Source organism: Exilibacterium tricleocarpae (assembly GCF_007004655.1).
GTDB lineage: Bacteria > Pseudomonadota > Gammaproteobacteria > Pseudomonadales > Cellvibrionaceae > Exilibacterium > Exilibacterium tricleocarpae.
Map to the genome: position 1 here is coordinate 273,652 of NZ_ML660092.1, position 14,744 is coordinate 288,395.

General features: G+C 49.0%; 6 protein-coding genes. 4 read left to right on the forward strand and 2 right to left on the reverse strand.

The features are described from left to right. The first annotated feature begins 370 nt into the window (after positions 1-370). The 3 genes from FKG94_RS11255 to FKG94_RS11265 all read left to right on the forward strand — a co-directional run bounded on the left by FKG94_RS11255 (position 371) and on the right by FKG94_RS11265 (position 3,430). A complete protein-coding gene (locus FKG94_RS11255; protein ID WP_142904329.1) occupies positions 371-1,072 on the forward strand; it encodes a response regulator transcription factor in 702 nt (233 codons plus the stop codon). Then, positions 1,062-2,036 carry a sensor histidine kinase gene (locus FKG94_RS11260; RefSeq protein WP_142904330.1) on the forward strand — a complete coding sequence of 325 codons (975 nt, stop codon included), beginning with the start codon at positions 1,062-1,064 and terminating at the stop codon, positions 2,034-2,036. Before FKG94_RS11255 ends, FKG94_RS11260 begins: the two co-directional genes overlap by 11 nt. A gap of 71 nt (positions 2,037-2,107) precedes the next feature. Continuing rightward, positions 2,108-3,430, forward strand: a complete 1,323-nt coding sequence (locus FKG94_RS11265) for a GGDEF domain-containing protein (protein ID WP_142904331.1) — start codon at positions 2,108-2,110, stop codon at positions 3,428-3,430. Positions 3,431-3,556: 126 nt separating this feature from the next. Here FKG94_RS11265 and FKG94_RS11270 read toward each other — a convergent pair whose 3' ends face one another. Continuing rightward, positions 3,557-6,691, reverse strand: a complete 3,135-nt coding sequence (locus FKG94_RS11270) for a TonB-dependent receptor (RefSeq protein WP_142904332.1) — start codon at positions 6,689-6,691, stop codon at positions 3,557-3,559. Positions 6,692-7,050: 359 nt separating this feature from the next. Further along, the gene (locus FKG94_RS11275) at positions 7,051-7,563 is read right to left on the reverse strand and encodes a hypothetical protein (protein WP_142904333.1); all 513 of its coding nucleotides are present in this window, start codon (positions 7,561-7,563) and stop codon (positions 7,051-7,053) included. 562 nt (positions 7,564-8,125) lie between these two features. Here FKG94_RS11275 and FKG94_RS11280 point away from each other — a divergent pair. Then, positions 8,126-14,716 carry an FG-GAP-like repeat-containing protein gene (locus FKG94_RS11280; RefSeq protein WP_281284232.1) on the forward strand — a complete coding sequence of 2,197 codons (6,591 nt, stop codon included), beginning with the start codon at positions 8,126-8,128 and terminating at the stop codon, positions 14,714-14,716. Positions 14,717-14,744 lie beyond the last annotated feature (28 nt).

A 14,744-nucleotide genomic window follows, 5' to 3' on the forward strand; every position in this document is an offset into this window, starting at 1 on the left:
AACCTAAAATTCTTGAAAGCTGCTGCGGATACCGAAAGCCTGTGATTTGGGCCTGCACCGATTTCCAGATAGTATTGTCGAACACAACCACAAAAGAGTTTATGATAACCGCACCTCTTTGCCATGCTGAGTCAAGCTATATAAAAGCTGATAACTGTTAGTACTATTTTTATCGTTTGATAGATAAAAAGGGAAGTTTTTGGATGTCCGGCTTGATGATACACCTAGCCAAATCGCTGTTTAAAACGTAGTAAATTAAAGGCTTAACCCCGCTTTTTCCATAATACGACTGTTTTTACAGAACCATTTTCTGAATCAGGCAGGCGCCACCAATGGCGTTTACAAATTGCCAATCACATAGGTTTATACGATGGTAGAAAAGTCATCAGATTCCAATAGTCAGTCGGGCTCCATTATCCGGGTCGTATTAATCGACGATCACCCTTTAATAAGGGCCGGCATCCGCAATATCATAGAACGAGCCGAGCATATCAAGGTGGTGGGCGAAAGCGACAATGGTTATGACGCGATACCTGTCGTAATAGACTTAAAACCGGATGTAGTACTGGTGGATATTGAAATGCCGGTTATGGGAGGTATCGATTTTTCTGTCTGGCTACACCAAAATCATCCGCACATCAAGATTATTATTTTGTCATCTTATGATGATGATGCGTATATTCGCGCCACTTTGCGTGCAGGCGCGAATGGATATCTGCTCAAGAACTCGACACCGAAACAGATCATACACACGATAGAAGAAGTGGTTGCCGATCACTCCTCATTCGACCCGGATATCACAGAAAAAATTGTTCATTTGCTTACAAGCCCAAACAAACCGGGAAATTCACCTGAGCAGTTACCGTCGAAGCGAGAATTGGAAATTCTAGCTTTGGTGGCGAAAGGATATACAAATAATGATATCGGCAAAAAACTGCATATCAGCAGTCGAACCGTGCAAGGGCATTTGAGCAAAGCCTTCAGTAAACTTGAAGTTAATACTCGCACAGAAGCGGTGACCAAAGCCGCGTCGCTTAAGCTTTTAGACCTGGAAAGCTCAGATGGAGTTTAAAAGGCAACAGCTATCGATTGATGCAATTTTTTACATGTGCTTCGGTTCAACCTTGATCGGTATTAGTATAGGCAGTCTTCTCAACCAGAAAGTAATAGTTGTTCTGGCGCCACTTGCGGTAGCTACTGTGGTTACCTTGTTTATCTATCGCTTCCCTTTGCACTCTAAGACGCAATTATTACGTGATAAGCACATATTAACGCAAGACCTGACCCACCATAAAGAGCAGTCCATCCGTTACAAACACTTTGCCGAAGCCATCATTAAGGGCCAGGAACAGGAAAAGAAGCGGCTGGCACAGGAGCTGCATGATGATACGATACAGCGCCTTATTATCATCGGACAAAGCGTTCAATTGGTGAGCATGGACCTAAACATAGATGGAGAAAATGAAGAGTTGACTAATATTGAAAACCTAGTTAACGAATCTATTCAGAGTATCCGCTCGTTTATCAAACAACTGCGGCCAACGTATCTGGAGAAGCTCGGTTTAGTCTCCGCGCTAAGAGAACTGGTCGTGCAATCGGATAAAAATTCAGACGCCGGCATTCAAATCCTGTTTGAAAGCAGTGGTGAACCGCTACGTCTCGACAACCAAGTAGAGTTGGCACTTTACCGCATTGCGCAATCCTCAGTCTCCAATGCTATCCGCCATTCCGGTGGAGACAGGATAGAGCTCAAAATAGACTTTATGGCTGAAACTGTCGATCTGAGTGTTAACGACAATGGAAAAGGTTTTGATGTGCCGGACGACATAAGTCTTTTACACAACACAAGTTTTGGACTGATGGGCATGCAGGAGCGGGCGGATTTCATTGGTGCGGAATTCTCTGTGCATACATCGGCAACGCGTGGAACAAAGATTTTAATTCGTGTGCCGACCAAAGAAAATCTCGACAAAAAAAAGAGCCCAAAGCGCGAAGACAAACCTTCAGTCTATCATCTTGGCGGCTCCAGGGAGTAAGCACTTTATTTAAGCAACATACAGCTACTTTATAACGATGTTGGTATTGTGACAAATATTTGGTGTGCTAAATGAAGCTGATGCCGTTGCAAGAAAGCCACAAAAAAGCCGGAATTGTGGGGATTCTGGTTTTAATGACCACACTGGCCGTGATATTTCAGGCAATTGGGATTGAAAAGCGTATTGTCATTGACCCCAGTACTGATTTGTCTTTCACGGTATTGGATGACCGGACATTGGGAGGCAAATCTGTTGCAACCTTAGAGATTAGCGACAATAAATTTATAGTACACTGTGAAATTGTGCAATCCAGTTATGAATGGCCTTTTTGTAATCTCGCATTTCGTCTGGGCGAAGGTGTAAATGGCCTGGACCTGTCGAGTTACGCCTATTTCAAGCTCTGGATCAAATACGAAACCCCGCAAGGCTCTTCTATTCGATTCAACGCACGTCACTTCGATCCCGCCTATTCCAGCTTAGACGTTGATGAGTCTCTAAAATACAATACGATCGAATTCTACGAAAAATCCTCCAGTTATCCCCTGGTTGTCCCATTCAGACAGTTTCAGGTACCGACCTGGTGGCTGGTGTGGGCGGAATTATCCCATGAAGATGGCGCTGCCGATTTCAGCAATGTGCTTTCACTGGTGGTGGGAACAGGTTATGTGGTGGGTCCTGGAGATCGCACCTTTATCGTCGAGCGCATAGAAATCGCCGGTGAACTCATCAGTGCGCAAAACCTCTACTTTGTCCTACTGTTGATCTGGGGTTCGGTGGGTCTACTTTATTTGCTCAGCATCCTTTTTTCCATAAAAAGTCAAAAAGACGGACAAGAAAAAGAGTTTGAAGCACTAAGTAAACTGTTAGATGAAAAGACTGAAGAGTTACGCCACACTTTATCGCGAAATCCGGAGACTGGCGCTTTGGATAAAGAAAGCATTCTCGATTGGTTTAAAAGTACAGAGCGCTCGGAGATTCCCGGTCAACTCTCTTTGATGTTTATCAGCATAGATAACTTTACCGCCTTGCAAAAACGGCATGATGGCAAGGTAACCGATGAAGTACTGATCACCGTCTCACAAGTCTTAGCCAAAAGTATCCGCAGTTCTGATATAGTGGCGCGTTGGGGTGAGAGGGACTTCGTCCTGATTTGCCCTTACACCGAATTAGTATACGCTTCGCAAGTGGCCGAAAGGCTGCACGTATTGATCCAAGAAATCGAATGGCCGGAAAACCTGCAGACAACAGTCAGCTTTGGTGTCGCCGAAAGACTCGATGAATTACCTTCAAGCTTTATCGCGCGTGCGACCAAAGCGCTTAATACGGCTATCGCACAAGGGGGCAACACTGTGGTTACTGCAACCGAACATATGATGGAATTCAGTCGCGAATAACCTCGGCCTTGCGCGCTGACGACTATATTACCGGATCAATGCTCTATACCAGAATGCTGATCGCAGAAGAGTCGACCCGACATTGGGCCGGGTCGACTTTTTCTTATTCTCCATTTCCAGTGAGCGTTAGAATCTCGCTCGCAGGGAAACAGCATACCTTTTGTCAGTTACAAATCGTGACTTCGGTGTAAGGCTGCCTTCCTGGTTTAACTGCGTGCTTGTTTTTACGGGGTCCGCCGTCAGATTTACACCTTCCAGCCCTACCTTCAAGGAGTCATTAATGGTATACCAGAGAGAGGCATCCATAGTGCCATAGCTGTCGGCATGAATGGCAGAGTACGAATTGGCATCCCGGCGGGCCAAGAGGTAATCAGAGCGCCAATTGTAGGCAATCCTCGCTGAAATACCATTGTATTCATACATTAGTGCGGTATTGAAGGTGTCCTCAGATAAACCGGGAAGCCCTAAATTTGTGAAATTGCGAAAAGTATTCCGGCTATCACCATAGGCCGATAGATCATTCGGTGCTCCCAGATCGCCGCGGCTATCGTTCAGGTCGTTCTGGTCAATGTAAGTATAGTTTAACTGTAGACCTAAACCTGACCAGGCCCCGGGTAGAAAAGTGTAGAACTGCTGGTAGGCAATTTCGAAACCCTTGATAGTACCTTCACCCTCATTGACAGGCAACCGCACACTCATCGTCATCTCGGTGCCCGAACCGGGGTTTTCGACAGTCTCGGTGACATTTTTCTGGCGAATAAGGTCTTTGATTTTCTTATGGAACAGGGCAAAAGTCAAAGAACCGACTTCAGCAAAATACCATTCGGTAGTCACGTCAAACTGTACTGCCTTCTCCGGTTCGAGTTCGGGATTTTCGCGGAAACCGGCAATCCCAACGTCTGAAATACCGGAAGGTTCGTTGCAACGTGGTGGCGTCACAGTCCAATCGCAGCTCCAGGTAGCTGGCTCCAGGTCGTCATACAGCCAGTGCTCAGTGTAAGAACCGCGGTATGCGCCCGTGTTGCGCAACCTCCGCAGGTCTGGAAAAAACAGCGCTTTCGAAGCTGCCACGCGCACCACCACGTCATCTCTAACACCAAAATTTATGTTAACACTCGGCAAAAAGGTATCGAAGGAGTCTGCATCGACGGTTCGCGCAATAGTGCCGGTACCGTCAAGGAATTCAACAAGCTCTGGATAATCAGCCTCGTAAAAAGGATAAAACCCTGTGTTAGTAGGCGGGATAATTTCGATAAAGCGGGAAGAGCCTGTGGATTCCACGTCATAATTGACATAGCGCAACCCGAGATTGGCAGAAATGGGAATAGTCGTATCCGATTCGAGGTCTACTCGTATATACGCTTCAGTCCGTGCCTCCTTAGTGACACTGGATTCGTAAGGCAGGTAGCCTAAAGCATTCGTATCCGGGATACCATCGCCATCGATATCACGTAGATAGCGGTTTACACGCTGAACATTGCTGATACCTGCGGCTTCCAGATAAGCATCATAGGCAGGGACATTAAAGGTGTTCGACATATGTGGGAACAAAAACGTGCGGTTTTCACCGGATAGTAAGTTACGTCCGAAAAAGTCTGATCCGTAAGTGAATGCATTGTAAAGCTCAGGGTGGTCGACAAGTGCGGATTTGAGACCATCGCTTGCCCAAGTTGCAGAAACGCCGCCCCAGTTTGCGTAGTCATCATCCTGTATACGCTGCTCTCTTTCAGAGAAATAGAGCCCGCTTGAAACAGATCTCATCCATCCGGAGTCGATATCGAACTCCACATCGGCAGAATAGGATTGCAAATCACCCTCGGCATCAACATGGGTGTCTAAGATAAACGCTTGGTAGTAAGTTTGCGGATTGTCAGCATCCAATGCCCTTGTATCTTGCAAGTAGCGGATCGATGGTGTGCTTCCGGTTACATCCAGATGCATATTGCTGTTGGCAAAGCCATTGGCAATAGTATTGTTGCGGACCTTTGCTGTGGCGTCGAGGTTTTGCGCATACAACTCAATATGCAGCCTATCAGTCGGAGAAAACTCCAAACCGAGGCTTAAGTCTTCAATGGTATTATCAACCTGATGGCTGCGCACCGACGCATAATAGGGCAAGTCAAAGTGTAAACTGCCACTTTGAAAACGGCCGTTTGCATCGAATACAGCATCCGTTTCGATTTCCGGCGTACTTGGATCGATATCGAGCAAGGTTACCGAGTTAACATCGGCGTTAAAACCTTGAAAGCCGGGAGCTAGTACGTGCTCGCGTAGCGTCTCAGATGAGTCCGAACGGATATACTCTAGTGTGGCAACCATATTCTCTTCCGGGTTTTGCCACTGCAGTGAGGTCGTCAAGCCTGTTCGGTCTCTTTCGGAGCTGCCCGATGAAATCCCGCCACCGAGCGGTGTATGGTAGGTGGCTGTAGAATCAAAGGGCGTTACACCATCGGCATAAAAATCTGCGGTTAGTGCGGTAGAACCGCCGGGCATCTCTGTCTGTGTTGCACTGCGCTCGTAAAAATTTTCGATGTTGACACCGTCACCATGTGCCGTAAAACGCTTGTCCGCGGCGCTGAACAAGACACCGAATTCACCTATATCCGTTTCAAAGCGATCGCTGAACAGCCCCGAAAACGAAGGGGTTACTTCCTTGACCATATCACCATAGCTACCGCGGCCGGTGAATGCCATTACCCTTTCATTATTATCAAAAGGTTTTAACGTAATGAGGTTAATCGTTCCGGAGACACCGCCGGCAATCATATCTGCTGTCTGGTTTTTTATCACTTCAACGGAGCCCAAAAGCTCTGGTGAAACATCTTCATAGTTCAGTCCGCCACTGGTGTTGGCACTGAAAGTCTCCCTGCCATTAAACTCACTACGGACTTTATCGAGACCTCGCACTACGACACCGCGCCCCTCAGCGGCGAAGTGATTGGGGTCGGTCGAGGACGCAAAGCGTTCGATGGTAACCCCGGGTACTCGCTGTAGGGCTTCAGTGACACTTTTATCCGGTAGCGCACCGATGTCGGATGCGGTGATAACATCTTTTACCGTGTCGGCGTAGCGCTTAATGTCCTGCGCACGCTGCAGGCTCTTTTTCACGCCGTAGACCACAATCTCATCTATCATATCGGTCTCGGCGTCAGTACTTTGTGCCATAGATGGCGTACTAAGAGCCGCTATGGACAAAGCTAACAGCGATCTTTTCAATTTCTCCAGACTTTTTAATTCTAATTTCTGTGCACTTCTTTGCATTTTGTTATATCTCTAAAGTAATTGTGGGGTGTTAAAAAGAGGGATATCTTAGACAGGTGGTAAGTTCTTACTTTAAGTTCCGTCAAGATCACTTGTTTTGGGCGGTTGCCGATTGGACTAGGGCGAGGGATGCGCCGGCCCCTCGACACTCTGTCAAGCCGATGGCTATCGGCACATAATGATAAGACGCGGGGATTCATGCCAGTTTACAGTGCCTGCTGCAAACGGTTGCAGGTGCGTAATGCAGGATTTCGAGGCGTGTAGAACAGTTTTTGGGCACAGGAGTGATCGGGTAGGCGGCCGGTGCTGAACTTTCCGTAAGGATCGCGGTTGACAGCTTTTTTCAGATGGTGGCTCTGCTAAGGCAAACGGCTAGCATGAGTAAACAGGAGCGCAAGACGCTCGCGCTTGCGCCGAACGGGCGAAAGCCAGACGAATAAGGCATATCCCAAGGGTTCATCGGCGCGATACTTAGACCAGGTACGTTGGGTTTGCTTGAGCTTGTCTATGGTGTTTGAGCAGTCTTGGACTCTTTGGGTAATTGTCGCCATCCGCTCATTGCCGTTGTTTTCCGGTAGTTGGGCGTAGTCTGCTTGCGCTGAGAGATATGCCTTCCAGGCTGGTTCGATTTCGTGCAACCGCCCAGACAGCGAAATAGGTTCCTGTCTCAATCGATCCACGGTATCGGAGATGTCCAGGTCTTCCTGGCCGCCGTAGGGCTTTGAGTAGGTATTCGCTTCTAAAGGCTCCAGAATATCCCGAGGTACGACAGCGGGTGATGACGGATATAACCTGCTTGAGTGCGAAAGGTCGGCAAAGCATAAAAGTTGTGTAATGAAGACGGGAAAGCCGTTATTTTTTTGCGTTTTCAATAAGACGAAGCCTAATTTCTATGATATGTTTTTCTGTATCTTGAGGGGAAATGGAGATTCCCTGTTGTAACTCTTACCACCACTAAAATTGTAATCGTTATTACAGTTGTTATTTGAAAATTATCAATCGAATCAGGTCTTGTTAGGCTTGTAATCGTCGTTACGGTTTAATGCCCGAGTATTACTTTTTCTTTCTTTTTATTTAAAAAGGTATTGATCAAAAAAATTATTATTTTGAAAATATCGAATATATTATTTCCAATAATAGATTTTTTATTTCACATAAATTATCCGTGATGTAGAATCCTTCGTGTGAAAGGCCCTGGCTAAGCTAAATAAAATAGTAATTGGCGATACCTATTTTATTCAGTGGATCAGTGAAAATTACATACGGAAAATAGATAATTTCAGTGGGTTTAAGATTCTCTTTTCTGTCGATAGAAAACATGGATTAGAAAATCCTGTTGCAGTTGTACGAGCACGATAAAATATTTAGCTGATTTCTGATCTCACCAATATCCTTGGGGAGGGATATATGAAAGTCCAACGTTTGGTTTTGGGGATGCTTGTTAGCCAAGTTTTTCTTGCAGTAGGTGCTGTGGTTTCTGGCACAGTAAAAGCTGAAGAAATAGACGCTTTAACAGCCGCTGCCACTACTTCTGCACCTGCTGATCTGGTAGGTGCCACTACCGCTGGACAGTTTCGTGTTGACGAATCGGGTGCGGCCACTTATAGCATGGCTGTTGCTGCACCGGTGGGGACGGCGGGGGTCACGCCGCAGATATCCCTGAATTATTCCAGCCAACAGGGCAATGGCCTGTTGGGGCAAGGTTGGTCTATTGGTGGCTTATCGACCATCACGCGCTGTCGCCAAACTCGTGTACAGGACGGGCGGGCTAGGGCTATTGGTTGGAACAACGATGATCGTTTCTGCCTGGACGGCCAGCGCTTGACGCTGATATCGGGCAGCTATGGCAGTCCCGGTTCACGTTATAAAACAGAGATCGACAGCTATGTCACCGTAACTGCCGTCGGCGGCACAGCTGGACATCCCGCTTACTTTACAGTTGAGCGCAAGGACGGCTCCGTCAGTCATTATGGCAGTACAGCGGCATCAAAGGTCCCGGGCTATAGCGGTCATGTTTTCGCGTGGTCGACCAGCCAGTTTGCCGATAGTGTCGGCAATAAAATGACTTTTGACTATGACATAGCGGGTGGCCACCGTATCACGTCGATAAATTACGCCTACGGCAGCGGTGACTTTACTAACGCTGTAATTAATTTTTATTATCAGGCGGGCATTCGGCCCGATGCCCGCACTGCCTATATTGGCGGCCATCCCTTTATACTCAACAAACGGTTGAGTCATATTACCGTCGTTAACGATGGCCATGAAGTTCGCCGCTACAATATCGGCTACCTACCCGTTGACGGCGCGGCGCTCCAGAACACTATCAGTAAGCTCGCGTATATTCAGGAATGTGTAGACACAGCTTGCCTGGCGGAAACCCGTTTTAGCTGGACCAATGATGAAACGGGTTTTGCCAGCGCGGGCAGTTCCGTACGCTTGAGCCGGCAAAAAGACAGGACCACGGCCAAATATATTCCCGCGGATATCAATGGTGACGGCGTGCAAGATATTGTCTGGCTGGAGCCGGACTGGGATATCGGTGAAACGCAATTTCAGGACCAGCATTGGTATTATGCCTTGGGGGACAGGCGAGGCAATTATGGGACGCCGCGGCTGGTATACAGCAACGGCCAGAATGGCAGCGAGCCGTTTCCCTGGCATATGATTGATCATAACGCGGATGGTCGTGCCGACTTGGCTATCTATTACGATGGTCAATGGCGGGTTTTTGTCTCGCAGTTTATTGACGGGGCCTGGGCACTGTCACGCAACGCTTACAGTACTTCGCTCGGGGAGAAAGAGGTTTATTTTGCCGATATTAACGGCGATGGCCTGGCGGATGCGGTGACCGGCGACCGCATCTTGTTGCTACAGAGAAGGCCCGGTGTACCGGACAGTTCCAATAGAGCCTACGGCTATAATCAGCAGCTAAGTTACTCCCTGGAAAGCTCGGTGCCCAAGCCACCCGATCGGGTGAATTATTTCAATCGTACAGTGTATAAAGAGGCGCATCTTTTCCAGGGGGCGGGCACGCCTGACTTTAATGGTGATGGTCGCGTTGACCTGGTCGCCTACCGCACCGTGGAGCGGTTCCAGCGTATCGACAACAAAAGTGAGAGCTGGACCGAGCGCCACTACTGGGCCCTGGTCAGCACCGATAACGGTTTCGCCAGTTTTTCCTTTCTGGGCGCCATCGACCAGAGTGTAAATTACGGTCTTACGGGCAGCGATATTATCGTGGCGGACTTCAATGGCGACGGCCTGTCGGATGCGTTTCAGCGTGCGGGTGTAACAACGGGTAATACGCTGCCGGGCCCGAGGTTGACCGATGCCAGTCTTTACATCAGCAATGGTATTGAGTTCAACCCGCCAACACGGTCAACGTGGCACACCAGCCCAAGCGTGGTTGACTACAATGGGGACGGCCTGCTGGATATTATCGATACATCGCAATTTGCCGGCCGTCCGAACTTTATGTATGTCAAGCTGGGCACCGGTAGTGATTTTGCCGAAGCAGTCACACTGGGCAATGTCGACGGTGGTCTGTACGCCTCGCGGCAGTTCTTGGATATCGATGGCGATGGTACCCTGGATCACCTCATGTTTGAGAACGACAGACTGCATATTTACCCGGGTATCAACGCGAGTAAAACGCCACGCAATGCCATTCAAACAATAACCAGGGGTTTAGGCGCTGAAACGACCATTAGCTACAAACCTTTGACCGATACCGATTATTACACGCAGATCTCTGCGCCGACAATTTATCAACGGCTTAATGGCCCCTGGGATTTGCCCGGCGACAGTCATACTTTGGGCAAAACCAGTCCGGTTAAAGAATTGCTGGCACCCATTTTTGTGGTGGGTGAGTTCAGTACCTCCACACCAAGCGCGGGCGCGGTAGCTGGCAATACTGACCAGCTTGCTAAAAGCACTGTCACCTATCACTATGGCGAGGCCTTAGTACAAGCTGGTGGAAGGGGAATGCTGGGGTTCCGCACTATCAGCTCCGTTGATGGGCGAACCGGTGTTGAAAGCAGTAATCACTACCGCCAGGACTTCCCTTTTACCGGCCGTTTACTGCGCAGTGTGGTGCGCACAAACAATGGGGTTGTACTAAGCGATTCACGTAATATCTGGAAGATGGAAAACTGGAATGATGGCAGCCCGGTTGCACCCTATCGGCCGTACTTAGCCACGAACAGCAAAGACACCTATGGTTTTGGGATTGGTTCGTCGTTGATACAGCGTGTCGTGACAAACAATACCTATGATAGCTTTGGCAACCTGACCGGCAGCGAAGTGCAAACCCAAAATGGCGATGGCACTGTCGTTGAAATAAAAACCACCGGCAATGCCTACGGTACCAGTCTCTGGGAAAGAGAAAAGGGGCGTTTATCGCTAAGTAGCGTGCTGACTGTTCGAAACGGTGTGGGTCAAGCGCGTTCCTCAGAGTATACCTACTATCAGCACGGTCCGTTAAAAGGTTTGTTACATACAAGCGTCTCCGACCAGTTGCGCCCCGAGTACAAGCTGACGACGACCTACCAGTATGATGCCCTCGGCAATAAAACTCGTGTCACCCAAAGTGGCAGGGATGTTGAATCAAGATATACCCGCTATGAGTACGATAGCCTGGGGCGTTATATCAATCAAACCTTTAACAGCCTGGAGCACAAAATTGAGGACGTTGTTGAGCGCAACGCCTTGGGCGCGCCCTTAACGATCAAGGGCTTGAATGGGGCGGTTGCTACCAGAGAGTACGACGTGCTGGGCCGGGAAGTCTACCGCGGTGATAACACCGGCGCCTGGGTGCGAAAGGAATACAGTTCCTGTGCCACAGTGAACTGTCCTGTTGGTGGGAAAATACGTATCAGGGAAACACTGTCTGGTGGTGGTTGGCGCGCCACTTATATGGACATGCTGAATCGGGAGATCCGCAACAGCGGTGTCGGGTTTGATGGTACGGCCATCCATGTCGATACCGAATACGATAGCTTAAGTAGAGTAAAACGCACGTCGGAGCCCCACGCAGGCAGCGCACAACACTGGACTGAGTATGAATACGATGTCCTTGGCCGGCAGGTCGTCGTCCGATTGCCGGGTGTCGCCGAGCCGGTTCGTATCAATTATTCGGGGTTGGCGGCTATCACCAGGAATCAACGTGGCTACTTTAAGAGTGAGCGGGAAAATGCGCTGGGTGATTTGGTCGAGGTAGTCGATTACAACGGCAGCCGTATCACCTATGACTACGATATGTATGGCAATTTGATCGGTACTACGCAGCATGGCACCAGGTCGGACCCGCAACATGTCGTGGTGGCGATAAAAAACGATTACCTGGGACGCAAGATAGAGGTGAATGATCCCGATAAGGGCGTGTGGACCTATGGATACAATGTCTTTGGCGAGCTAATCCGGCAAACCGATGCCAAGGGTCAAACACGCCTAATGACCTATGACAAATTGGGTAGAATGAAAACGCGCATCGATCAGCGAGCGGATGGCACTGTCGAAAGCAATGTGGTGTGGAATTATGACACCGCGGCTAACAGTGTCGGGCAGTTGGTTAGTGTTGAAGACACTGTATCGGGTTATATTCGCGCTTACTCCTACGACGCCATCGGCCGCCGCAGCACCATCAGCACTCAATTGCCGGGCACATTGGGCGTACATTACGAGCGTGTAAGCTATGATAGTTTGGGACGCACCGGCAAGCTCTTCGACGCCGCCGGCGATGGCAGTTGGACCGGCCATGCCATAGAGCACCAGTACAACGACCACGGTTACCTGCGGGCAGTAGTCGATGCGTTTGGCAGTGATGTCTATTATCAAGTGCAGGCCATGGATTTGCGCGGCAATGTGACACGCTCTCAACGTGGCAATGGCGTTACTACGGAGCGCTATTACACGCCTGATACCGGGCGGCTAAAGGATGTGCGCAGCGCGCTGATGGCCGGTGTTGATCGCGTACAGGACCACCACTATGTCTGGGATGATATTGGTAACCTCACCCGCCGCGAAAATCGTAGTGGCAATAAGAACCTGGTGGAGGACTTTAGCTACGATGCCCTGGACCGCCTGATTGAATCCAAGGTGGTGGGTGGAGAGACACAAACGGTTGTTTATAACAGTCTGGGCAATATCATGTCCAAGACCGGCGTGGGCGACTACACCTACGGCGACGGCTCCTCCAGTGGTGCGGGGCCGCATGCGGTGACTGCCACCAGCGATGGCGTCCACTACAGCTATGATGCCAATGGCAATATGGTTAGTGATACCGCTGTGGGTGACATTGGCGGGCGGGTGTTGAAATACACCACCTTTGATAAGCCCTATGAGATTACCAAAGGGGACCATAAGACCGAATTTCAATACGGTCCCGATCGTGCCCGCTATGTACGCATCGATACAGATAGGGACAACCGCGTCAAGACCACGCGCTATATTGGCAATGTAGAAAAAATCACCCTACCCAACGGCACACAACAGGTTAAGCGCTATTTACAAGGTGGTGTTTTGATTACCCTCGAATTGGATAGTCAAAGCAACGAAACGGGCGCAAAAACTCAATATCTGTACAAGGATCATCTCGGTTCAATTGATGTGATTACTGATGCCGCGGGTGTGGTAGAGCAAGAGATGTCCTTCGATGCCTGGGGCCAGCGCCGTGATGTCGTTAACTGGCAGTCCCTGGATATCGCCGGTCTGCTGAGTTTTGATCACAGCATTACGACCCGGGGATTTACCGGCCATGAAATGCTGGATGAAGTCGGGTTAATTCATATGAATGGCCGGGTCTACGATGCCAGGTTGGGGCGTTTTCTACAGGCGGACCCGTTTGTCCAGTTTCCCGATAGCACCCAGAGTTACAACCGTTATAGCTATGTATTGAACGGTCCTTTGGTATATACCGATCCCAGTGGTTACTTTAGTTTTAAAAGCGCATTTAAGATATTTTCCGCAGTTGTTATCTCCGTAGTCACCTATGGTGCCGCTTCAACCTGGGCGGCGGGCGCGCTTGCGGGAACTTCCATAGGCTGCTCCATGACTGCATCGACGTTGATAGCGGGTGCTATTGGTGGTGCCGCGGCCGGATTTGTCGCGGGTGTTTCCTCCGCTGTTTTTAGCGGGGCGGGCGGGTCCGAATCACTTAGGGCGGGGTTTGATGCTGCCTTGTACGGTGGTTTGGCCAATGGTATATTCGGCGCAATTGGCAGTTCCTATATGGACATCGGCGGTAAAGCGTTAGCCCATGCGATAACGGGGGGCGTGCTGAACGACCTGCAAGGCAGTAAGTTTAGTTATGGGTTTTTAAGTGCGGGCTTATCCAAGCTGGCGAATATAAATAATGTGATGCCAAATGATGCGACAACTTATGCCGATACGGTAAGGGCTGTCGGCGCGGCTATTGTTGGGGGCACCCTTTCGGATGCCACAGGCGGCAAGTTTGCCAATGGTGCAATAACGGCGGCCTTTGGGCAAATATTTAATGGTAATAGTGAGATTGAGAACAGGGCTGCTGCGCGAAAGGGGCTGCAGTGTTTCTTGGCAGGTTGTTCGAGTGGTTCGGCACCTGCTGTCGGACGATCTGAATTCACTATTGGCGATAAAAACTTTGTTGCCATAGGTGGTACGGCAGCGGACAGGGCCAGAGTCCAGTCAGATCTGGGGGATATATTTGGTACTCCTAGAGGAAAGCAAATGTTAACTCAGCTTGAATCCCGTCGTTTTCTTTGGTTTTTCAAGAAGGATTTTAATATCGACTTGACTATAAAGAATAATGCTTACACTAGTCCGGGAGCAGATACAATTTATCTCGATCCCAATTATAGCCCGATAATTCAATCGACTGCTGGCCCGATTACAGCAACGGCCAGAAGAATCATGGCTCACGAGCTTGGTCATGCTGTTTTTAGTGCGGAAGATGATGGATTTAGGCAGATGAATAATATTATACAAAATGAAAACCCTATAATGAATGCATTCGGTCTGCCGAGTAGAACCAGGTTCGAAAAATGAAATTGTTAACATTTTTTTTTGCAATATT